This is a genomic window from Shinella granuli (genome assembly GCF_004341885.1).
Taxonomy (GTDB): Bacteria; Pseudomonadota; Alphaproteobacteria; order Rhizobiales; family Rhizobiaceae; genus Shinella; species Shinella granuli.
On record NZ_SLVX01000013.1, the window covers coordinates 140153 to 161124 of the forward strand.

A 20972-nucleotide genomic window follows, 5' to 3' on the forward strand; every position below is an offset into this window, starting at 1 on the left:
GCACCCTCAGATATCGAGGTTGTCGGCGAAGACGGCGCGCTCCTGGATGAAGCGGAAGCGGGCTTCCGGCTTGGTGCCCATCAGGTCGTCCACGGCGGTGCGCGTGCCCTCGAAATCGACGTCGTCGATCGCCACCTTCAGCAGCGTGCGCTTTGCCGGGTCCATCGTGGTTTCCTTGAGCTGCGCCGGCAGCATCTCGCCAAGGCCCTTGAAGCGGCCGATCTCCACCTTGCCGCGGCCGTTGAACTCGGTGCGCATCAGCTCCTCGCGGTGCGGGTCGTCGCGCGCATAGAGCGTCTTGCCGCCCTGGCTGAGGCGGTAGAGCGGCGGCACGGCGAGGTAGAGATGGCCGCCGCGGATGAGGTCGGGCATCTCCTGGTAGAAGAAGGTGATGAGGAGCGAGGCGATGTGCGCGCCGTCGACGTCGGCATCGGTCATGACGATGACGCGCTCGTAGCGCAGGTCGTCCTCGCGGTATTTCGAGCGCGTGCCGCAGCCGAGCGCCTGCACGAGATCGGAGATCTGCTGGTTGGCGCCGAGCTTTTCCCGGCCGGCGCTGGCGACGTTGAGGATCTTTCCGCGGAGCGGCAGGATGGCCTGGTTGGCGCGGTTGCGCGCCTGCTTGGCTGAGCCGCCGGCCGAATCGCCCTCGACGATGAAGAGCTCGGCGCCCTCGGCGGAATTCTGCGCGCAGTCGGCGAGCTTTCCCGGCAGGCGCAGCTTGCGCACGGCGGTCTTGCGGCTGACTTCCTTTTCCTTGCGGCGGCGCAGGCGCTCTTCCGCGCGCTCGATCACCCAGTCGAGCAGCTTGGCGGCTTCGCCCGGATTGTCGGCGAGATAGTGGTCGAACGGGTCGCGCAGCGCGTTCTCGACGATGCGCTGGGCCTCGACGGTGGCAAGCTTGTCCTTGGTCTGGCCGACGAATTCCGGCTCGCGGATGAAGACGGAGAGCATGCCGACGGCCGAGATCATCACGTCGTCGGTGGTGATGGCGGCAGCGCGCTTGTTCTGCGTCAGCTCGGCATAGTTCTTCAGGCCCTTGGTGAGCGCGATGCGCAGGCCCGCCTCATGCGTGCCGCCGTCAGCCGTCGGGATGGTGTTGCAGTAGGAGTGGATCAGCGAATCGCCGCCATACCAGGTGACGGCCCATTCGAGCGAGCCGTGCCCGCCGGATTTCTCGCTCTTGCCGGAGAAGATCTCGCGGGTGACGGTGTGCTCCTTGCCGAGCGTCGCCTGAAGGTAGTCCTTGAGGCCGCCGGGGAAGTGGAAGACGGCCTTTTCCGGCGTTTCTGAGCCTTCCGGCAGCAGCGCGGGATCGCAGCTCCAGCGAATCTCGACGCCGCCGAAGAGATAGGCTTTCGAGCGGGCCATGCGGAAGACGCGTCCCGGATCGAAATGCGCGTGCGGGCCAAAGATCTCCGGGTCCGGGTGGAAGCGCACCTTCGTGCCGCGGCGGTTGTGCACGTCGCCGAGCTCTTCGAGCGGGCCGAGCGGCTTGCCGCGGGAGAAGCGCTGGCGGTAGAGCTTCTTGTTGCGCGCGACCTCCACTTCGAGAAGGTCGGAGAGGGCGTTGACGACCGAGACGCCGACGCCGTGCAGGCCGCCCGAGGTCTCATAGGCCTTGCCGTCGAACTTGCCGCCGGCATGCAGCACGGTGAGGATGACCTCCAGCGTGGATTTTCCCGGCATCTGCGGATGGTTTTCCACCGGAATGCCGCGGCCGTTGTCGGTGACGGTCAGAAAACCCTCGGCGTCGAGATTGACCTCGATGAAATTGGCGTGGCCGGCGACGGCCTCGTCCATCGAGTTGTCGATGACTTCGGCGAAGAGGTGGTGCAGCGCCTTCTCGTCCGTGCCGCCGATATACATGCCGGGGCGCATGCGGACCGGTTCGAGGCCTTCCAGCACGCGGATCGCCGAGGCGTCGTAGCCGCCGGTGCCTTCGCTCGGCGGCGCGGGGCGCGCCTCGCGGGCAGGGGCGGCCGCTGCTACGGGCTTTTCGACCGGCGGCGTTGCGGGCTGGGAGGGCATGTTGGCGAAGAGGTCGTTGCTGTCGTCTTGCATGGGCCGTTCAGATTTTGTTCCGTTTGCCGGTTTCCCCGCCGGTCCATGGCGGACCGGGGTCTGGCGCAGAAGATGTCGTTACGCGAATCACTTGCGATCCTGCCAGATTCCGCGGGCTTTCGCGATGCCGCGGCGGCGTGCCGCCCCGTCCGTCCACGGCCGCTTTCGTGCGATGCAGGATGCGCCAAGCCGCGCCAACCGCTGGCGGAGGATTGCGTTGCGGGCGGGCGGATGGCAAGTATCGCAGCCTCCAGGGAGCCACAGTTCATGCGTCAGTCCACAGTTCATTGCCTTTCCCGGCTGGTTTTGGCCGCGATCTTCACCGGTCTTGCCGCCGGAAACGCCGCCGCGCTGACGCTGAAGCCGTGGAAGGACGAGCTTTTCGGTTATGGCACCGTCATCGAGACGGCGGACGACGGCGCGCTCAGGGTCGTCGACTACCAGGAACTGCGCGACATCAACGGCCGCGACCAGGTGCCGGAGCGCCGGGTGAAGGCGGCCTATGTCTCGACGGCGGTGAAGAAGGCGCAGAAGAACACGACGGTCGCCACGCCCGCCGGGCCGATCGACGTGGCGATGACCGGCAAGGCGGAGGGGGCGGCGTTCACCGTCATCTTCATCCACGGCCGCGGCGGCGACCGGCGGCTCGGCAACAACGACTGGAATTTCGGCGGCAACTTCAACCGGCTGAAGAACCTCGCCGTGCAGAACGGCGGCGTCTACTACGCGCCGAGCGTGCCCTCCTTCGACGACAAGGGCGCGGCGCGCATTTCCGGCCTCATCCTGACGGCCAAGGCGCTGTCGCCGGAGGCGCCGGTCATCCTCGCCTGCGCCTCGATGGGCAGCTTCATCTGTGCCCGCGTGGCGCGCGATCCGGCGGCGGTGAAGAGCCTTGCCGGCATGGTGCTGATGGGCGGGGCGGCCGACGGCGACTACGGCGGGACGCCGGCCTTCAAGGCGAAGCTGCCGGTCTTCTTCACCCATGGCGACAGCGACAGCGTCTACCAGGCGAACGACCAGATCGCGGTGTTCCGCCGGCTGCGCAAGGCCGGCGTGCCGGCGCGTTTCGTGCTGTTCCAGACGGGGGGGCACGGCACGCCCGTGCGCATGACCGACTGGCGCGAGACGCTGAACTGGCTGTTTGCGCAATAGGCGCCGATTTGCTACGCCGCAAGCCACGCGAATTTCAAGGACAGGGAGGTCTCATGACACCGGATGTAACCCCGCTCGTTGCCGGGAACTGGAAGATGAACGGCACGCGCGCATCGCTCGACCAGATCAAGGCGATGGCCGAAGGCGTGAAGGGGCCGCTTTCCGACAAGGTCGAGACGCTGATCTGCCCGCCGGCGACGCTGCTCTATGTCGCCACCGCGCTCTGCGACGACAGCCCGCTGATGATCGGCGCGCAGGACTGCCACGAGAAGGCCTCCGGCGCCCATACCGGCGATGTCTCGGCGGAAATGATCGCCGACTGCTTCGGCACCCATGTCATCGTCGGCCATTCGGAGCGCCGCACGGACCACAAGGAAAGCGACGCGCTGGTGCGCGCCAAGGCGGAGATCGCCCATGAGAACGACCTCGTCGCGATCATCTGCATCGGCGAGACCGGCGACGAGCGCAAGGCGGGCAAGACGCTCGACGTGCTGAAGGCGCAGCTTGCGGCCTCCGTGCCGGACGGTGCGACGGCGGAAAACACCGTCATCGCCTACGAGCCCGTCTGGGCGATCGGCACGGGGCTTACGCCGATGGCGGCCGATGTCGAGGAGGCGCATGCCTTCATGCGCGCGGAGCTGACCGGCCGCTTTGCCGGCGAGGGCGCCAGGATGCGCATCCTCTACGGCGGCTCGGTGAAGCCGGGCAATGCGCAGGAACTGATGGGCGTCGCCAATGTCGACGGCGCGCTGATCGGCGGGGCGAGCTTGAAATCGGACGACTTCCTTGCCATCTACCGGGCATACGAAGCACTGACCGCCTGACGGTTTTGCGCCGGTCCCGCAAAAGGGCCGGCGGATTGGCCGGTAAGGGCTTGGAATGGTGCGCGGCTTGGTATATTGAGCCGCAAACCTGACATTTGGGCCATCTGGCCGGGATACCGAAAACATGCAGACCATCTTGCTCGTCATCTATCTCATGGTCGTCGTCGCGCTGATCGGCGTCGTGCTGATCCAGCGGTCTGAAGGCGGCGGCCTCGGCATCGGTGGCGGCTCCGGCTTCATGTCGGCGCGCGGCACGGCCAATGCCCTGACGCGCACCACGGCGATCCTCGCCACGCTGTTCTTCGTGCTGGCGCTCGGCATGGGCATCCTCGCCCGCTACGAGACGCAGCCGACCGACATCCTCGACCGCATCCCCGGCACGACCGGCACCGGCGGCGTGCTCGACGCGCTCGGCGGCGCATCGCAGGGCGAAGGCACCCAGAACAACAACACGACCAACCAGACGCCCGCGACGACCGGCACCGACGCCGTTCCGACCGATGGCGGCACGGCGACCGGCACCGGCGACACGCCCGCGACGGGCACCGGCACGGGCGCTGCGACGGGTACGGAGCAGAATTCCGGCGTCCCGAGCGGCCAGTAAGCCGCAAGGACCGAAAACGAACCGGCCGGTTGGCGAAATCCAACCGGCCTTCTTCTTGTGTAAAACGCCGATTGCGACTTCCGAAATCACTCCCAAGGTGATTTTTCGGTGGCGGAATCGATTTTGAAAAGGTATCCGGTGACTCCCATGGCGCGATATGTATTCATCACAGGCGGCGTGGTTTCCTCCCTCGGAAAAGGCATTGCCGCCGCTGCACTCGGAGCTCTCCTGCAGGCCCGCGGTTACCGCGTCCGCCTGCGCAAGCTCGACCCCTATCTCAACGTCGACCCGGGCACGATGAGCCCGACCCAGCACGGCGAGGTGTTCGTCACAGACGACGGCGCGGAAACCGACCTCGACCTCGGCCACTACGAGCGCTTTACCGGCCGCTCGGCCACCAAGACCGACAACATCACCACCGGTCGCATCTACAAGAACATCATCGACAAGGAACGCCGCGGCGACTATCTCGGCGCGACCGTGCAGGTCATTCCGCACGTCACCAACGAGATCAAGAACTTCGTCACCGAAGGCAATGACGACTACGACTTCGTGCTGTGCGAGATCGGCGGCACCGTTGGCGACATCGAGGCCATGCCCTTCATGGAGGCGATCCGCCAGCTCGGCAACGATCTGCCGCGCGGGACCGCGGTTTATGTGCACCTGACGCTGATGCCCTATATTCCGGCGGCGGGCGAACTGAAGACCAAGCCGACGCAGCACTCCGTCAAGGAGCTGCAGGCGATGGGCATCCACCCGGATATCCTCCTGGTGCGCGCCGACCGGGAAATCCCGGAAGCCGAGCGCAGGAAGCTCTCGCTGTTCTGCAACGTGCGCCCGACCGCCGTCATCCAGGCGCTCGACGTCGCGTCGATCTACGACGTGCCGCTCGCCTATCACAAGGAAGGTCTCGACGACGAGGTGCTGGCCGCCTTCGGCATCGAGCCGGCGCCCAAGCCGCGCCTGGAAGCCTGGCAGAACGTTTCCGATCGCATCAAGACGCCCGAGGGCGAAGTGACGATCGCCATCGTCGGAAAATATACCGGCCTCAAGGACGCCTATAAATCACTGATCGAGGCGCTCTACCACGGCGGCATCGCCAACCACGTCAAGGTCAAGCTCGAATGGATCGAGTCGGAAGTCTTCGAGAAGGAGGATCCGGCGCCCTACCTTGAAAAGGTGCACGGCATCCTCGTTCCCGGCGGTTTTGGCGAGCGCGGGTCGGAGGGCAAGATCAATGCGGCGCGGTTCGCCCGCGAGCGCAAGGTGCCCTATTTCGGCATCTGCTTCGGCATGCAGATGGCGGTGGTGGAAGCGGCGCGCAACCTCGCCGGCATCGAGAAGGCCTCCTCGACCGAATTCGGCAAGACGGCGGAACCCGTCGTCGGCCTGATGACGGAATGGGTGAAGGGCAACGAACTGGAGAAGCGTTCGGCTTCCGGCGATCTCGGCGGCACGATGCGCCTCGGCGCCTATCGCGCGGCGCTGAAGGGCGGCACGAAGATCGCCGACATCTACGGCTCGACGGATATTTCCGAACGCCACCGCCACCGCTACGAGGTGAATGTCGACTACAAGGACCGGCTGGAAAGCTGCGGCCTCGTCTTTTCCGGCATGTCGCCGGACGGCGTGCTGCCGGAGACGGTGGAATATCCCGACCATCCGTGGTTCATCGGCGTGCAGTACCACCCGGAACTGAAGAGCCGTCCGCTCGATCCGCACCCGCTCTTCGCGAGCTTCGTGGAAGCGGCGCTGGAACAGAGCCGCCTCGTCTGAGGAAAGCCTCCTCTGCGTCTGTCGGGCCAGACCCGACCGGCCTCGCCGCGGGTGCGGCGGTGGATCCTCGGGTCAAGCCCGAGGATGACGGCAGAGGGCGGGGAGAGGCTTGTCAAAGAACCGAGCCCGGTGGCGACACCGGGCTCTTGCTTTTGGAAGGACCACCTTTCCGTCATCCTCGGGCTTGACCCGAGGATCCACACGCACCCGTGGTTCGGAGAGGTTGATTGCCTTGGCGCTAGAAGGAGCCCGGCATTTTTGCCGGGCTTCCCGCTTTTGTCATTCGGCCGCCTGGGCGAGGGCGCCGATCCCGTCGTCGGGATCCTGGCCGGCGAGGACCCGCTGGCCGATGCCGATGGTGAGCGCAGCGCCGAGGCCGGCGGCGACGGAGACCCAGAAGCCGTTCTGGGCGCCGAAATTGTCCACCGCCCAGCCGGCGACGAAGGCGCCCAGCGCCATGCCGATGCCGATGCCGGTCGTCACCCAGGTGACGCCCTCCGTCAGCATGGCGGCCGGCACGCGGCGTTCGACGAGGCCGAAGGCCGTGATGAAGGTGGGCGAGATGGCGATGCCGCTGACGAAGACGGCGAAGGCCAGCAGCGGCACCGTGCCGGCGAAGGGCAGCGGCAGGGCGGTGAGCGCCAGCACGGCGACGGCGATCATCAACTGCTTCTGCAGCGCCATCCTCGGGTTCAGCGCGCCGAGGACGAGGCCGACGACGAAGGAACCGATGGCATAGACGCCGATGACGAGGCTGGCGGCATTCGGCTGGCCGAGATCCTTGGTGATCGCCACGGCCGAGACCTCGGCGGTGGCGAAGGTGGCGCCGACGAAGACGAGGGCGAGCGTGATGATCTGGACGGGGCGCAGGCGGATCGCCGATTTCTGCGGCGCGCTGCCGGCGACATGGCGCACCGCCGGTTCCGTCGCGCGCTGCAACACGAAGGCGAGGGTGCCGACGGCGAGGAAGGCGGTGCTGATCAGCATGCCGGCCTGCGGGAAGAGCGCGACGGCAAGGCCGACCGAGAGCGAGGCGCCGGCGATGTAGACCAGCTCGTCGGCGGCCGATTCGAAGGCGAAGGCCGTGTTGAGCTCGGGCCGGTCGCGGAAGAGCTCCGTCCAGCGGGCGCGCAGCATGGCGGGCATCGAGGGCATGGCGGCGGCGAGGAAGGCGGAGGCAAAGAGCGTCCAGACCGGCCAGCCCTGGTGGGTGGCCGCGATCAGCGCCAGGAAGGCGAGGACGGAGACGATCGTGGCGGGCGTCAGCACCGCGGCTTGGCCGAAGCGGTCGACGAGGCGGGAGACCTGCGGGGCGATGAGCGCATTGGTGAGCGCGAACGTGGCGGAGACCGCGCCGGCGAGCCAGTATTCGCCATGGGTCTGCGAGAGCATGGCGACGATGCCGATCGGCGCCATGGCGATGGGAAGGCGGGCGAGGAAGCCGGCGGCGGAGAACGCCTTCGTTCCCGGCACGCTGAAAATTTCCTTGTAGGGGTTGGACATGGCCTGCTCCTGGAAAGGGACGGGTTCGATAATTACATACGCGGCGTATGTTGAAGAGATAGTTGCATACGTAGCGTATGTCAAATAAAATACGCGGCGTATGTGAATGAGGAGACGCCATGCGCAAGCCGCGTGAGGAAATGATCGCCGAGACACGGGCCAAGCTGATCGCCGCCGGGCGGCAGGCCTTTGGCACGGTGGGCTATGCCGCCGCCTCGATGGACGATTTCACCGCCGGGGCCGGGCTGACGCGCGGCGCGCTCTACCACCATTTCGGCGACAAGAAGGGGCTGCTCCAGGCGGTGATCCAGCAGATCGACGCGGAAATGACCTTGCGGCTCAACCGGATCTCGGCCGCAGCGCCCAACCGCTGGCAGGGTTTTGTTGCGGAATGCGTCGCCTATATCGAGATGGCGCTGGAGCCGGAAATCCAGCGCATCATGTTCCGCGACGGCCCGGCGGTGCTCGGCGACGTCTCGCAATGGCCGACCAGCAACGGCTGCATCGCCGCCCTCAGCCGCAGCATCGAGCAACTGAAGGCTGACGGCGTGATGGGGGACATCGACACGGAGGCGGCGGCCCGGCTGATCAACGGCGCGAGCAGCCATGCGGCGCTGTGGATCGCCAAGTCGGACGATCCGGAGGAGACCTCCAGGCGTGCGGTCAGGGGATTCCGAACGCTGCTGGAGGGGCTGCGCGTCAAGGGCTGAGGGGCCGCCTACGGCCCCGCCGGGGCTTCCTTCAATTCGCAGGCCGTCGTGCCTATCGTCATCGTGTTGCCGCGCCAGTCGATGGCGCCGCCGATCCAGGCGCGCAGCCAGATGGCCGGCATCATGGCGTCCCGCATCATCATCGCCGGCACGGACCACAGGGAAAGCCGCCAGCCCTTCGCAAGCGCAAGGGCGGCTTCCGGCAGGTAGAGGCCGGCGAGCACCAGCAGCACGGCGGGCAGGAGCGGCACATCGCCGAGAAGCACCGCGGCGAGCATGAGAAGCAGCGGCGGGACGGCGCCGAGCAGGATTTCCGGACTGAAGAAGGCGGGGAAGGTGACGCGGCGCAGGCGCGACCAGCGGCACTGGCGCGACCAGACCTCCTGCCCGGAGCGCCGCCCCAGCGGCTGCTCGAAGGGCGCGGAGACGAGGTGCACCTTGAGTCCGAGACGGCTGACCAGCTTGGTGGAGGCGGCGTCCTCGGCGATCTCGGCGTTCAGCGCCTGGATGCCGCCATTGGCATCGAGCATCGGCTTGTACCAGAGCATGCTCTTGCCCTGCGCGAAACCGAGGCCGAGTGCCTCGCCGGCATATTGCCAGCGGGCCTGCTGGGTGTTGAGGAACATGCATTCCACCTCGGCCCAGAAGCCGTCCGGCCGCGAGCCGAGCGGCGTCGAGCAGACGAGGCCCGAATCGCTGCGCCAGCCGCCCATCAGGTGCTGGATATAGTCGGGCGGCATCAGGACGTTCGAATCGGCGAGCACCACCCAGTCGTGCCGCGCCGCCTGCCAGCCCTTGACGCAATTGTTGAGCTTCGGATTGGCGCTGATGCGATCATCGCCGACGAGGATGCGCGCGGCGACATGGGGATGGGCGGCGGCGGCCGCCTCGATCAGCGGGACGATGGGATCGCCCGCATGGGCGACGCAGAAGAGAAGCTCGTAGTCCGGCCAGGTGAGGCGGAAGGCGCGGTCCAGCGTCTCCGTGGAGAAATTCTCGATGCCGCGCACGGGGATGACGATGGAGACGGACGGTCTTTCCTCGATCTCGGGCGGCGCCGCGCCCGTCGGCTTCAGCCGCCTTCCGGCGATGAGGATGCTGAGGAGATTGGTGGCGACGAGGGCGCCCGAGGCGAGGGCCAGGGCCTGAGCCGTATCCATTCACGCGTACTCCGCTGGGCGCCGGATCACGATGCGGCCGCCGGGGTGCATTCACGCGCGAAGAGACACCATCGTCCCATGACAGGGGAATGACGGGCGGCGCGACGGGCTCTGGTGGGGGCTGTCGTATAGGGAAGGAAACCGTCGCCCCATTCCCTTCTCCCCCGCGGGGAGAAGGTGCCGGCAGGCGGATGAAGGGGATGGCGAAGGCGCAGACGATCCGTCAGAGCCACCCCCTCATCCGACCCGGAGCCTGTCCTCGGGCTCGCCCCTGGCGAGACCCGTGGGGACCACCCTTCTCCCCGCGGGGGAGAAGGGAAGAACGGCAATGTCGAGCTCCAGATAAGATCGCCCTGCCGTCGGGGACTACGACAGGAAATCGGCGGTCGTGGTGACCTTGCCGTAGCCGAATTCCAGCGCCGACATGATGGTGGCGTGGACCTGGGCGGCCGGGACGAGCGAATCACCGAAGGCCTTGTCGCGCGTGGCGCAGGCATCGTGCACGACGGTGAGGTTGTAGCCGAGATCGGCGGCGGCGCGCGCCGTCGCGTCGATGCAGACGTCGCTCATCGCGCCGACGACCACCACATCCTCGATGCCATCGTTCCGCAGCGTCTCGTCGAGCGCCGTCCCGCGGAAGGAATTCGGGTGGTTCTTGACGATGACCGTGTCGTCTTCCCGCGGCGTGACGGCCGGGATCGGCTCGATGCCTTCCGTGCCCGGGGCGAAGAGCGGCGAGGCGGCCTCCCTGGCGATGTGGTGGACATGGATGATCCGGTCGCCCCTGCCGCGCCCGGCCTCGATGATGCGCGCGGCATTGGCGGCGGCGGCGTCGATGCCGGCCAGCGCGAAGCTGCCGGTGGCGAGATAGTCCTTCTGGAGGTCGACGATGATGATGGCGCGCTTGCTCATGGCGGTTCCTTCTTGCAGGCGATGGACGATGTGGACATTCTGCCCCCGGCCTGCCATCTCTCGCCATTGGCGGGGCCGACATAATCCGGGGTGAAAGTGACATGGCGCGTGCAGCCGAGATCGGACTGGTTCTCTATCCCGGCGTGCAGATGGCCGCCGTGCTCGGCATGACCGATCTCTTCCAGTCGGCAATGGAGCTCGGCCGGAAGAAGGGTCGGGCAGGCCCTCTCCTCACCGTCAGCCACTGGCGGCTGGAGGACGGCGTGCCGGTGCGGGTGGACGCGCAGGCAGAGAGCGGCGCGGCCTCGCGCCCCTGCGTGCTCGTCCTGCCGCCGGCGCTCGGCGATCCGATCCGGCGCGAGGAGGCGGCGCCCTTTGCCGCCTGGCTGCGCGAATGCCACGCGGGCGGCATCCAGCTCGCCTCGATCTGCGCCGGCGCCTTCCTCCTGGGCGAGACGGGGCTGCTCGCCGGCCGCACCATCATCACCAACTGGGTGATCGCCGAGATGTTCGAACGGCGGTTTCCCGACGTCACCGTCGATACCGACCGGCTGCTCGCCGACGACGGCGACATCGTGACGGCCGGCGGCGTGATGGCCTGGGTCGATCTCGGGCTGAAGCTCATCGACCGTTTCCTCGGGCCGACGATCATGCTGGAGATCGCCCGGCAATTCGTCATCGATCCACCCGGCCGCGAGCAGCGCTATTACAGCACCTTCTCGCCGCGCCTCCTGCATGGCGATGCGGCGATCCTGAAGGTGCAGCATTTCCTGCAGGCGAGCGAGGCGCGAGAGATCGGCCTCGACGTGCTCGCCGCGCAGGCCGGGCTGGAGGAACGCACCTTCCTCAGACGCTTCCGCAAGGCGACGGGGCTGACGACGACGGACTATTGTCAGCGCCTCCGGGTGGCGAAGGCCCAGGAGCACCTGCAGTTCACCACGCGCTCCGTCGACCGCGTGGCGCTCGATGTCGGCTACAACGATCCCGGCGCCTTCCGGAAAGTCTTCGCCCGCATCGTCGGGCTGACGCCGGGCGAGTATCGCAAGCGGTTCCGTTCCTGACCTATTCGGGGCGCGGGCGGTTGCGCACCACGGTGACGGTGCAGGGGGCGTGGGCGGCGACCTCGCCGGAGACGCTGCCGAGCATGGAGCGCATGGCCGATTCGGCGCGCGCGCCCATCACGATGTGGTCGACATGGTTTTCCCGGGCATAATCGAGGATGGCGTCGGCCGGCGAGACGGCCTCCAGCACATGGAAGGTGATGCCGCCGCCGGGGACGGCAAGGCCCGTCGACCAGGTGCGCAACTCGACGAGGCGCAGCACATGCTTGTTGCGGCCTTCCTCGTCCAGCGAGGTGTCGATGGCGATGCGGTTGATCTTCAAGACGTTGATGCAGGCGATGCGGGCGTCCGGCGTGTTCTCGATGATGCGCGCGACGGTCCTGTGCATGGCGTCGGCAAGGTCCGGCGTGCTGGCGGCAAGGTCGATCGCCACGGCGACGATCGGCGCATTGGCGAGCTGGGCCTCGGCGGTCTGCGGCTTGACGGTCTCGATAGGCACCGGGTTGAAGCGGCGGCGCAGCACCATGCCGAGCGGGTCCCGCTTCATCTTCTCCGCCCGCGCCGTCAGCTTGACGGCGGAAAGGTCCTGCAGGTCGAGCGCGAGCTGGGCGGCGCTCGGATAGCGCCAGGCGGGGTTGACCTCCAGGCAGCGCAGGATGACCTCCTGCAAGGCCGGCGGAATGGCGGGGTTGCGGGCGCGCGGCGGCAGCGGATCGCGCCACAGGCGGCGCTTCAGGCCCTTCAGGCGCTGCGGATCGCCGAAGGGGCGCTCGCCGGTCGCGAAGAAATAGAGCATCACGCCGAGGGCGAAAAGGTCGCTGCGGAAATCGCTGCGCGTGCCGAGCACCTGTTCCGGCGCCATATAGGGCGCGGTGCCGTAGGGCAGGCGGAACTGCTCGTCCATCAGGTCCGGCAGGTGGATGTGGCGGGCAAGGCCGTAGTCGATCAGCACGGCCTCGCCGCTCTCGCGGAACATGACGTTCGACGGTTTCAGGTCGAGATGCACGACATGCTGGCGGTGCAGCGAATCGAGCGCCACGGCGATTTTCCCGCCGAGGGCGGCGACCTCCTCCGGCGGCAGCGGCAGGCGCTCCAGCAGCGGATAGAGCGAGGTGCCGGGCAGGCGCTCCATGACGATATAGGGGAGCGTCGCGAAATCGCCGTTGGCGACGAAGCGCGGCACATGCGGGCCGGAAAGCCGCGGCAGGATCATCTGCTCCATCTCGAAGCCGACGATGGCGGCCGGATCGTCGCCCTCGCCGATGACCGGCACCTTCATCAGGATCGGGAAATCGATGTCGGGGCGCGACACGGTCCAGATGCGCGCCATGCCGCCATTGTGCGCGATGGCCTCGATGAGGAAGCCGTCGATGACGTCGCCGGGTTTCAGCCGTGCCTTGACCATCAGCGCCCCCTGAAAAGCCGGTCGGCGAGCGAGGCCGGCAGCCCGGCCGCCCGGATCTTCCCGGCCGCGCGCTCCACGTCATAGGCGGCGCGCTGGAAGCGGAGTTCGGCGCTCTGCGTGTCGTAGAGCGCGTAGGCGGCCGCGGGATCGCCGTCGCGCGGCTGGCCGACGGAGCCCATGACGGCGAGCCAGCGGCGCTGCGGCAGGAGCGGCACGGGGGTGGCGGCGACGGGGCGGAAATGCGTGACCCTGCCGCCCGGCGCCGTCGAATAGAGCGCCGGCTTGTGCACATGGCCGCAGAAGCTGACGCGGGCATCGCAGGCCGCAAGATGCCGTCCGGCATCGCTGGCGTCGAGCACATAGTTCCAGGCGGGCGGCGCGCTGGCATCGGCATGCACGAAGAGACAGTCGCCCTCGCGCGCCTCGAAGGGGAGGGCGGCGAGGAAGGCGCGGGTCTCGCTGCCGAGCTGGCGGCGCGTCCATTCGAGGGCGAAGGTCGCGGTCGGGTTCATCGAGACGGCGGGATTGCCGACCGCCTCGTCATGGTTGCCGCGCAGCACGACGCCGCCGCTGGCGGCAAGCGCCATCGCCCGTTCCGCGCACCATTCCGGATCCGCCCCGTAGCCGACGATGTCGCCGAGCAGCACGAGGCGGTCGGCTCCGGCGCCTTCGACGGCGGCGAGCACGGCCTCGAAGGCTTCGCGGTTGGCGTGGATATCGGAGAGGATGGCAAGCAGCATGGCAGTCCGGCTTCATCGATGTCGGGCGAGCATAACCCGGCTTTGCGCCCGCAGCCATTCAACGGAAGGGGAATATCGGCCGGCCGGGCTTTCGTTTCGTCAAGTCTGGCGGCTGGGGAAGGCGAAGAGGTCGGCATCCGCATCGGCATGGCCGGCGATGTCGGCGGTGACGATCTCGGCGGCGATCTGGCTGAAGGTGATGCCGTTGCCGCCGAAGCCCATGACGGCGAAGACATTTTCGAGGCCCGGCACGCGGCCGATCAGCGGCAGGCCCGTGCGCGTGGTGCCGAAGGGAGCCGCCCAGACATGGTCGGGCTCGGGCAGGGCGAGGCCGAGCAGGGTTTCGGCCTTGCGGCGGATGGTCGCCGCCTTCTTCCGCAGCGTCTTCTCGGACGCATAGGCCTCGGCGCTGTCCTCGTCCTCGCCGCCGACGATCAGCCGCCCGTCGCGCGTGCGGCGGAGATAGAGATAGGGATCGGCGCCCTCCCAGACGATGCATGTCTTCAGCCAGTCCGGCAGCGCCGTGCCGGGCGGCGTGGCGAGCGCCCAGGTGGAGACGATGGCATGCTCCTTGTCGGCGACGGCCTCCAGGAACTCGTAGCCGGAGCAGAAGACGGCGTGGCCGGCGGAGAGGATCCGTCCCTCCGCCGTCGCGAGGAACGCCCGGTCCGCGGTCGCGCGCAGGTCGGTGATCTCCAGCGGGCTGACGAGCTCCACGCCGCGCGTCATCGCCGCGCGCAGGATGCCGGCGGCCATCTGCGCCGGGTTCGCCGCGGCGGAGATGTCGCTGAGGATGGCGCCGGTGCGCGTGATCGCAAAGCGTTCGGCAAGGGTGGCGGCGTCAAGATATTCGGCCGCGATGCCGGCGGCGCGGCGCGCCTCGGCCTCCGCGTGCAGGGCCTGGCGGCCATAGGCCTCGCCGGCGAGGAACAGGGTCTGCTTGCGCTCGAAGCTGCAGGACAGGCCGAGATCGGCGACGATGCCCGACAGGCGCTCGACGGCGCGGGCGGAGCGCTGCCAGGCGCGGCGGGCCTTCGGCGCACCGATCATGCCGGAAAGCCGGGAAAGGGGAATGTCGATCTCGTGCTGGATCATCGCGGTGCTGGCAAGCGTGCTGCCATGCACGGGCACACGCCGGTCGACGACGAGCACCGAGCGCGTGCCGTCCGCCAGCGCATGGGCCATCAGCGCCCCGGAAATGCCGGCGCCGACGATGATGACGTCGTAGTCGGCGCGCGACGGCCTTGGCCGCGCGCGAAGAGCAAGGCGCGGTGAACCGGCCCAGAGGGGGCGGGATTCGTGGAGGTCGCGCTGGCGGGTGATGTCGCGGGATCTGGGAATGGGCGGGCTCCGGTCGAGGGACGCTGCGGGAATGGCCGACGGGCGGAAAAGTTCCCGCAGGGCGCGGCGGACCGTGCTGGCGCTTGCATTGCGCGCCGAAAGCGGGCAAAGCACGGGGCGCCTGAAACATGCCGGATTTTTCGCCATGACCGTGAGTTCGAGAACGCCCCGCCCGATCGACCATCTGGTGCTGCCGGTGTCCGACCTCGGGGTGGCCCGCGCGCGCCTGACCGCGCTCGGCTTCACCGTCGCCGGGGACGCCCGCCATCCCTTCGGCACGGAGAACTGTTGCGTCTTCCTCGCCGACGGTTCCTATCTCGAACCGCTCGGCATCGCCAATCGCGAGGAATGCGAGGCGGCGGCGCGTGGCGGCAATGTCTTCGTCGCGCGCGACCAGGCCTTCCGCTTCCGCCGCGGCCTCGAAGGCTTTTCCGCCATCGCCATGGCGAGCGGCGATGCCTGGGAGGACGACCAGCGCTACACCAATGCCGGCCTTTCCGGCGGCGAGGTGCTGGAATTTTCCCGCGACATGCTGCTGCCCGACGGGACCAGCGCGACCGGCAGCTTCCGCCTTGCCTTCGCCGCCGACCTGCGCAGCCCCGATTTCTTCTTCTTCGCCTCGCAGCGCATCCTGCCGCTGCCGGCCGACCGCGCGTCGCTGGAAACGCACGAGAACGGCGTGATCGCGCTGTCGGAGGTCGTCCTGTCGGAACAGAACCCGACGGATTTCCAGTATCTCGTGCAGGAGGCGGCCGACGAACGCGAGGTCGAGGCCCTGTCCTTCGGCATGTCCGTCGATACGCCGCGCGGGCGCATCACCGTGCTCAACGATGCAGGCCTGGAGGGGTTTTACGGGATCGCGCCGGTCGCCGGCGCGGATCGCGGCCTGAAAGGACGCGCGGTCGTCTTCAGGGTTGAAAATACAGCGGAATGCGAGCGTCTCCTGACGGAGCGCGGCGTCGCCTTCCAGAAACGGGACAACCGCCTCCTCGTGCCGCCGGCACCGGGGCAGGGCGTCCTCCTTGTCTTCGGAGAATGAGATGAACACCAATTCCACAGTCGTCGTCGGCGAAGGCGCCAAGAAGGTTACCTTCGCCCAGGACAAGCGCTTCTCGCTGATCGCCGGCCCCTGCCAGATGGAGAGCCGCGACCATGCCTACATGATGGCCGAGGCGCTGGTCGAGATGACCGAAAAGCTCGGCCTCGGCCTCGTCTACAAGTCCTCCTTCGACAAGGCGAACCGCACCTCGCTCTCCGGCAAGCGCGGCATCGGCCTTGAAAAGGCGCTGGAGATCTTCGCCGACCTCAAGAAGGATTTCGGCTTCCCGGTCCTTACCGACATCCACACGGAAGAGCAGTGCGCCGTCGTCGCCGAGACGGTCGACATCCTGCAGATCCCCGCCTTCCTGTCGCGCCAGACGGACCTGCTCGTCGCCGCCGCCAGGACCGGCCGGGCGATCAACGTCAAGAAGGGCCAGTTCCTGGCGCCCTGGGACATGAAGAACGTGCTGACGAAGTTCACCGAGAGCGGCAACCCGAACGTCATGCTGTGCGAGCGCGGCGCCTCCTTCGGCTACAACACGCTCGTTTCCGACATGCGCTCGCTGCCGATCATGGCCTCGCTCGGCGCGCCCGTCGTCTTCGACGCGACGCATTCGGTGCAGCAGCCGGGCGGGCAGGGCGGTTCCTCCGGCGGCCAGCGCGAATTCGTCGAGACGCTGTCGCGCGCCGCGATCGCCGTCGGCATTGCCGGCCTCTTCGTCGAGACCCATGAGGACCCGGACAACGCCCCCTCCGACGGCCCGAACATGGTGCACCTGAAGGACATGCCGCGGCTTCTGGAAAAGCTCGTCGCCTTCGACGACATCGCCAAGGCCTGACGTTTCAAACGGATGACATGGAGACATGCCATCCGTCTTTCCCATGGCGACGGACGCCATTGTAATTTCTGCATCCTCGATTAAAAGTGGATTTTAATCGATTTATAAACCACGGAACAGGACGATCTCCATGACTGCAATCATCGACATCATCGGCCGCGAGATTCTCGACAGCCGCGGTAATCCCACCGTCGAAGTGGACGTGCATCTCGAAGATGGCAGCTTCGGCCGTGCGGCCGTTCCGTCGGGCGCCTCCACGGGCGCGCATGAAGCCGTCGAACTGCGCGACGGCGGCCAGCGCTACCTCGGCAAGGGCGTCGAGAACGCCGTCGCCGCCGTCAACGGCGAGATCTTCGAGGCGATCGGCGGGCTCGATGCCGAGGACCAGATCGCCGTCGACCAGACGATGATCGAGCTCGACGGCACGCCGAACAAGGCGCGCCTCGGCGCCAACGCCATCCTCGGCGTCTCGCTCGCCGTCGCCAAGGCCGCCGCGGAAGCCGCCAACCTGCCGCTCTACCGCTATGTCGGCGGCCCGAACGCCCGCGTCCTGCCGGTGCCGATGATGAACATCATCAATGGCGGCGCCCATGCCGACAACCCGATCGACTTCCAGGAGTTCATGATCGTTCCGGTCGGCGCCGACACCGTGCGCGATGCCGTGCGCATGGGCTCGGAAGTGTTCCACACGCTGAAGAAGCAGCTTGCGGCCGACGGCCACAACACCAATGTCGGCGACGAGGGCGGCTTCGCGCCGGGCCTCGCCTCCGCCCCCGCCGCCCTCGACTTCATCATGAAGTCGATCGAGAAGGCCGGCTACCGCCCGGGCGAGGACATGTTCATCGCGCTCGACTGCGCCTCGACCGAATTCTTCAAGGACGGCAAGTACGTGCTGGAAGGCGAAGGCCGCACGCTGGAGCCGGGCGCCATGGCGGACTATCTCGCCGAGCTTGCCGGAAAATACCCGATCTTCTCGATCGAGGACGGCATGGCGGAAGACGACTGGGACGGCTGGAAGGCGCTGACCGACAAGATCGGCAAGACGGTGCAGCTCGTCGGCGACGACCTGTTCGTGACGAATTCCGCGCGGCTTCGCGACGGCATCAAGATGGGCGTCGGCAACTCGATCCTCGTCAAGGTCAACCAGATCGGCTCGCTCTCCGAAACGCTCGACGCCGTCGAGACCGCGCACAAGGCGAGCTACACCGCCGTCATGTCGCACCGCTCGGGCGAGACCGAGGATTCGACGATCGCCGACCTCGCCGTCGCCACCAACTGCGGCCAGATCAAGACCGGCTCGCTCGCCCGCTCAGACCGTACCGCCAAGTACAACCAGCTCATCCGCATCGAGGAGCAGCTCGGCGCCCAGGCGAAATACGCCGGCCGCGGCATCCTGCGCGGCTGATCGGTCCCACGGCATCTTCCGGCGGCAGCGTGAACCAGCGCTGCCGCCGGTTTCTTTTTGTGAAGGGCAGGGCTGCGGCATGTTGCAAAGCACCCCCTACGGCCTGCCGGCCATCTCCCCCTCAAGGGGGGAGATTGGCAAGGCGTGCAAACCTAGCTTGATCGGCACCATTGGAGAGAGGCGAAGCGCTGCTCCATCCGATCTCCCCCCTTGAGGGGGAGATGGCCGGCAGGCCAGAGGGGGGTGCCACAGCCGCAGCCTGTCCATCCTTGTGCAATCCACCCCAAGCAAAGGGCAGGTCACCCCCGGGGCCGGGACGGCTCAGTCCGCCAGGGCCACGGCGATTTCCGCCGCCAGCCGCGCATTGTTCTCGACGAGCGCGATGTTGGTCTTGAGGCTGCGGCCGTCCGTCAGGCGGAACAGGCTGTCGAGCAGGTAGGGCGTCACGGCCTTGCCGGCGATCTCGTCGCGTTCGGCATTGTCGAGCGCGCGGGCGATGTAGATCTCCATCTCCTCGCGTTCGATCTCGTCGGCCTCCGGCACCGGATTGGCGATCAGCATGCCGCCGTCGACGCCGAGCTGGTCGCGCACCTTCTGGAAATTGGCGATGGCCGCCGGGCTGTTCAGCGTCAGCGGGCTCTTCAGGCCCGAATCGCGCGACCAGAAGGCCGGGAAGTTCGGGCTGTCATAGGTGACGACGGGCACGCCGCGCGTCTCCAGCACTTCCAGGGTCTTGGGGATGTCGAGGATCGCCTTGGCGCCTGCGCAGACCACGATCACGCCGGTGCGCGACAATTCGTCGAGGTCGGCGGAGATGTCGAAGGTCTCCTCCGCCTTGCGGTGCACGCCGCCGATGCCGCCGGTCGCGAAGACCTTGATACCGGCGCGTGCCGCGCCGATCATCGTCGCCGCCACGGTCGTCGCGCCGGTGCGGCGCTCGGCGATCGCGAAGGCAAGGTCGGCGCGCGAGAGCTTCATCGCGCCCTCGGTCTGCGCCAAAGCTTCCAGCAGCGCATCGTCGAGGCCGATATGCAGGATGCCGTCGATGACGGCGATCGTCGCCGGCACGGCGCCTTCCTCGCGGATGATGCGCTCGACGCTGCGGGCCATGTTCAGGTTGCCCGGATAGGGCATGCCGTGGGTGATGATCGTCGATTCGAGCGCGACGATCGGCGCGCCGCGGGCCTTGGCGGCGGCGACTTCGTCCGAATACTGCATCGGCAGGAGGGCGGAAACGGGTCTGGTCATGCGGTGTCCTTGCAGGAATTTCGGCAAAAAAGTCTCATGCCATCCCTTCGGCCTCCGGCACAAGGGAAAGTGCGGCCTGAAGCGCCGCCTGCGACATTTCTTCGGCGACGGCAAGCGGCGAACGCACGGTGATCGCCGCGGCGGCGACCCCGTGGCGCAGCGCCTCGCCGATATCGTGGCCGGCCATCCAGGCATCGAGGAAGCCGGAGGCGAGCGAATCGCCCGCCCCGGTGACATCGGCGAGCGCGGGCGCCTCCGGCGGCGTGACGAGCACGGCCTTTTCCGCATCGAAGGCGACGACGCCCCGGCCGCCGCGCGTCACGACGCCGGCGCAAAGGCCGGCCGCGCGGAGCGCCTTCGGCCAGTCGGCCGGGTCTTCCGGCGCGACGCCCGCCAGCGTGCGCGCCTCCGCCTCGTTCATGAACAGGAAGGCGAGGGCGGAGAAGCTTGCCGCAAAGCGCGGCACCTTGGCCGGCGAAATGGCGATGCCGGCGATCGGCACGCCGGCCGCCCGCGCCGCCGCCGCCATGGCCGCCAGCGTCTCGGCCGGCAGGTTGGCATCGGTGAGGATCAGCCCCGCCGCCGCGACCGCCTCGCGCATCGCCCGCTGCTGCAGGCGGCGCGGCGAGAACAGGCGGTAGAGCTCCATGTCCGCCAGCGCGATGACGAGGTTGCCGTCCCGCTCGATGATTGCCGTATAGCTCGGCGTCGCCCGGTCGAGGAAGGTAAAGGGCGTGTCCTCGACGCCTGCCGCCTCCGCCGCCGCCGCGACGATGGCGCCGTCCGCATCGCCCCCGCGCGGCGAGACGAGCCGCACCGTCCGGCCGAGCCGGGCCAGGTTGCGCGCCGCATTGAAGGCGCCGCCGCCCGCTTCCACGAACCAGGCGCCGGGATTGCTCGCCCCCGGCGCCGTCTCGCCGGCGATGCGCCCGCGCCTGTCCACATGGGCGCCGCCCATCACCAGTATCGTCTTTCCCGTCATCGTCTTCCTTCATTCCCGTGGGCGCGATTCGCCGGCAAGAGCGAAGCGCCCGCGCGGGTACATCCTTGTTCCGCCATGGCTTTCAGCAGTCGCAAACGAAAAGAGAACACACGCTCGATTCACGAAATCATTCAAATGGATGAATGGACCTTGCAAGAAGAGAACAAAATGTGTACATAGCTTTCATCGACGGCTTCGTTGCCTG

The 20972-nt window shown here is 67.7% G+C and carries 18 protein-coding genes; 9 read left to right on the forward strand and 9 right to left on the reverse strand.

Annotated features, from left to right (window positions below; all coding sequences use genetic code 11):
- Positions 1–6: 6 nt before the first annotated feature.
- Complete coding sequence (gene parE / locus EV665_RS19930) at positions 7–2064, reverse strand: DNA topoisomerase IV subunit B (protein ID WP_133035404.1); 2058 nt, start codon at positions 2062–2064, stop codon at positions 7–9.
- Positions 2065–2331: 267 nt separating this feature from the next.
- On the opposite strand from parE, the gene EV665_RS19935 reads away from it, so the two are divergent.
- The 4 genes from EV665_RS19935 (at position 2332) to EV665_RS19950 (ending at position 6420) form a co-directional block, all read left to right on the forward strand.
- The gene (locus EV665_RS19935) at positions 2332–3216 is read left to right on the forward strand and encodes an alpha/beta hydrolase (protein WP_133035405.1); all 885 of its coding nucleotides are present in this window, start codon (positions 2332–2334) and stop codon (positions 3214–3216) included.
- Positions 3217–3269: 53 nt separating this feature from the next.
- Positions 3270–4040 carry a triose-phosphate isomerase gene (tpiA, locus tag EV665_RS19940; protein ID WP_133035406.1) on the forward strand — a complete coding sequence of 257 codons (771 nt, stop codon included), beginning with the start codon at positions 3270–3272 and terminating at the stop codon, positions 4038–4040.
- Between the two features lie 124 nt (positions 4041–4164).
- Entirely contained in the window at positions 4165–4644 is a 480-nt protein-coding gene (secG, locus tag EV665_RS19945) for a preprotein translocase subunit SecG (RefSeq protein WP_133035407.1), read from the forward strand.
- Between the two features lie 147 nt (positions 4645–4791).
- Entirely contained in the window at positions 4792–6420 is a 1629-nt protein-coding gene (locus EV665_RS19950) for a CTP synthase (RefSeq protein ID WP_133035408.1), read from the forward strand.
- 279 nt (positions 6421–6699) lie between these two features.
- Here the strand turns inward: EV665_RS19950 and EV665_RS19955 are convergent, their stop codons facing one another.
- Positions 6700–7923, reverse strand: a complete 1224-nt coding sequence (locus EV665_RS19955) for an MFS transporter (RefSeq protein ID WP_064330000.1) — start codon at positions 7921–7923, stop codon at positions 6700–6702.
- Between the two features lie 119 nt (positions 7924–8042).
- On the opposite strand from EV665_RS19955, the gene EV665_RS19960 reads away from it, so the two are divergent.
- Positions 8043–8633 (forward strand): TetR/AcrR family transcriptional regulator, encoded by a 591-nt coding sequence (locus EV665_RS19960; RefSeq protein WP_064330001.1) that lies wholly within the window; start codon positions 8043–8045, stop codon positions 8631–8633.
- Positions 8634–8641: 8 nt separating this feature from the next.
- Here EV665_RS19960 and EV665_RS19965 read toward each other — a convergent pair whose 3' ends face one another.
- Positions 8642–9793: a ceramide glucosyltransferase gene (locus EV665_RS19965; RefSeq protein ID WP_133035409.1), complete on the reverse strand. Its 1152-nt coding sequence runs from the start codon at positions 9791–9793 to the stop codon at positions 8642–8644.
- 366 nt (positions 9794–10159) lie between these two features.
- Positions 10160–10705, reverse strand: coding sequence for a cysteine hydrolase family protein (locus EV665_RS19970; RefSeq protein WP_133035410.1), 546 nt, complete (start codon positions 10703–10705; stop codon positions 10160–10162).
- Positions 10706–10806: 101 nt separating this feature from the next.
- Between EV665_RS19970 and EV665_RS19975 the strand changes: the two genes are divergently transcribed.
- Positions 10807–11766 (forward strand): GlxA family transcriptional regulator, encoded by a 960-nt coding sequence (locus EV665_RS19975; protein ID WP_133035411.1) that lies wholly within the window; start codon positions 10807–10809, stop codon positions 11764–11766.
- A 1-nt stretch (position 11767) separates the two neighbouring features.
- Here EV665_RS19975 and EV665_RS19980 read toward each other — a convergent pair whose 3' ends face one another.
- The 3 genes from EV665_RS19980 to EV665_RS19990 form a co-directional block, all read right to left on the reverse strand.
- Positions 11768–13171, reverse strand: coding sequence for a bifunctional serine/threonine-protein kinase/universal stress protein (locus tag EV665_RS19980; protein WP_133035412.1), 1404 nt, complete (start codon positions 13169–13171; stop codon positions 11768–11770).
- On the reverse strand, positions 13171–13911 hold the full coding sequence (locus tag EV665_RS19985; RefSeq protein WP_133035413.1) for a metallophosphoesterase family protein: 741 nt from the start codon (positions 13909–13911) through the stop codon (positions 13171–13173). Before EV665_RS19985 ends, EV665_RS19980 begins: the two co-directional genes overlap by 1 nt.
- A gap of 99 nt (positions 13912–14010) precedes the next feature.
- Positions 14011–15252 carry an NAD(P)/FAD-dependent oxidoreductase gene (locus tag EV665_RS19990; protein ID WP_133035433.1) on the reverse strand — a complete coding sequence of 414 codons (1242 nt, stop codon included), beginning with the start codon at positions 15250–15252 and terminating at the stop codon, positions 14011–14013.
- A 145-nt stretch (positions 15253–15397) separates the two neighbouring features.
- Here EV665_RS19990 and EV665_RS19995 point away from each other — a divergent pair, with 145 nt between their 5' ends.
- From EV665_RS19995 to eno, 3 genes are all read left to right on the forward strand, one after another.
- A complete protein-coding gene (locus tag EV665_RS19995; protein WP_133035414.1) occupies positions 15398–16291 on the forward strand; it encodes a VOC family protein in 894 nt (297 codons plus the stop codon).
- 1 nt (position 16292) lies between these two features.
- Positions 16293–17132, forward strand: a complete 840-nt coding sequence (gene kdsA / locus EV665_RS20000) for a 3-deoxy-8-phosphooctulonate synthase (RefSeq protein WP_133035415.1) — start codon at positions 16293–16295, stop codon at positions 17130–17132.
- Positions 17133–17262: 130 nt separating this feature from the next.
- Complete coding sequence (gene eno / locus EV665_RS20005; RefSeq protein ID WP_064330009.1) at positions 17263–18537, forward strand: phosphopyruvate hydratase; 1275 nt, start codon at positions 17263–17265, stop codon at positions 18535–18537.
- Positions 18538–18858: 321 nt separating this feature from the next.
- Here eno and EV665_RS20010 read toward each other — a convergent pair whose 3' ends face one another.
- Together EV665_RS20010 and EV665_RS20015 are read right to left on the reverse strand one after the other, a co-directional pair.
- Positions 18859–19785 carry a pseudouridine-5'-phosphate glycosidase gene (locus EV665_RS20010; RefSeq protein ID WP_133035416.1) on the reverse strand — a complete coding sequence of 309 codons (927 nt, stop codon included), beginning with the start codon at positions 19783–19785 and terminating at the stop codon, positions 18859–18861.
- 34 nt (positions 19786–19819) lie between these two features.
- Positions 19820–20767: a carbohydrate kinase family protein gene (locus EV665_RS20015; RefSeq protein WP_133035417.1), complete on the reverse strand. Its 948-nt coding sequence runs from the start codon at positions 20765–20767 to the stop codon at positions 19820–19822.
- Positions 20768–20972: the final 205 nt, after the last annotated feature.

Bases quoted from the DNA above. Each gene is read 5' to 3' on its own strand.
- parE (WP_133035404.1), bottom strand. From the start codon at position 2,064: ATGCAAGACGACAGCAACGACCTCTTCGCCAACATGCCCTCCCAGCCC.
- EV665_RS19935 (WP_133035405.1), top strand. From the start codon at position 2,332: ATGCGTCAGTCCACAGTTCATTGCCTTTCCCGGCTGGTTTTGGCCGCG.
- tpiA (WP_133035406.1), top strand. From the start codon at position 3,270: ATGACACCGGATGTAACCCCGCTCGTTGCCGGGAACTGGAAGATGAAC.
- secG (WP_133035407.1), top strand. From the start codon at position 4,165: ATGCAGACCATCTTGCTCGTCATCTATCTCATGGTCGTCGTCGCGCTG.
- EV665_RS19950 (WP_133035408.1), top strand. From the start codon at position 4,792: ATGGCGCGATATGTATTCATCACAGGCGGCGTGGTTTCCTCCCTCGGA.
- EV665_RS19955 (WP_064330000.1), bottom strand. From the start codon at position 7,923: ATGTCCAACCCCTACAAGGAAATTTTCAGCGTGCCGGGAACGAAGGCG.
- EV665_RS19960 (WP_064330001.1), top strand. From the start codon at position 8,043: ATGCGCAAGCCGCGTGAGGAAATGATCGCCGAGACACGGGCCAAGCTG.
- EV665_RS19965 (WP_133035409.1), bottom strand. From the start codon at position 9,793: ATGGATACGGCTCAGGCCCTGGCCCTCGCCTCGGGCGCCCTCGTCGCC.
- EV665_RS19970 (WP_133035410.1), bottom strand. From the start codon at position 10,705: ATGAGCAAGCGCGCCATCATCATCGTCGACCTCCAGAAGGACTATCTC.
- EV665_RS19975 (WP_133035411.1), top strand. From the start codon at position 10,807: ATGGCGCGTGCAGCCGAGATCGGACTGGTTCTCTATCCCGGCGTGCAG.
- EV665_RS19980 (WP_133035412.1), bottom strand. From the start codon at position 13,171: ATGGTCAAGGCACGGCTGAAACCCGGCGACGTCATCGACGGCTTCCTC.
- EV665_RS19985 (WP_133035413.1), bottom strand. From the start codon at position 13,911: ATGCTGCTTGCCATCCTCTCCGATATCCACGCCAACCGCGAAGCCTTC.
- EV665_RS19995 (WP_133035414.1), top strand. From the start codon at position 15,398: ATGACCGTGAGTTCGAGAACGCCCCGCCCGATCGACCATCTGGTGCTG.
- kdsA (WP_133035415.1), top strand. From the start codon at position 16,293: ATGAACACCAATTCCACAGTCGTCGTCGGCGAAGGCGCCAAGAAGGTT.
- eno (WP_064330009.1), top strand. From the start codon at position 17,263: ATGACTGCAATCATCGACATCATCGGCCGCGAGATTCTCGACAGCCGC.
- EV665_RS20010 (WP_133035416.1), bottom strand. From the start codon at position 19,785: ATGACCAGACCCGTTTCCGCCCTCCTGCCGATGCAGTATTCGGACGAA.
- EV665_RS20015 (WP_133035417.1), bottom strand. From the start codon at position 20,767: ATGACGGGAAAGACGATACTGGTGATGGGCGGCGCCCATGTGGACAGG.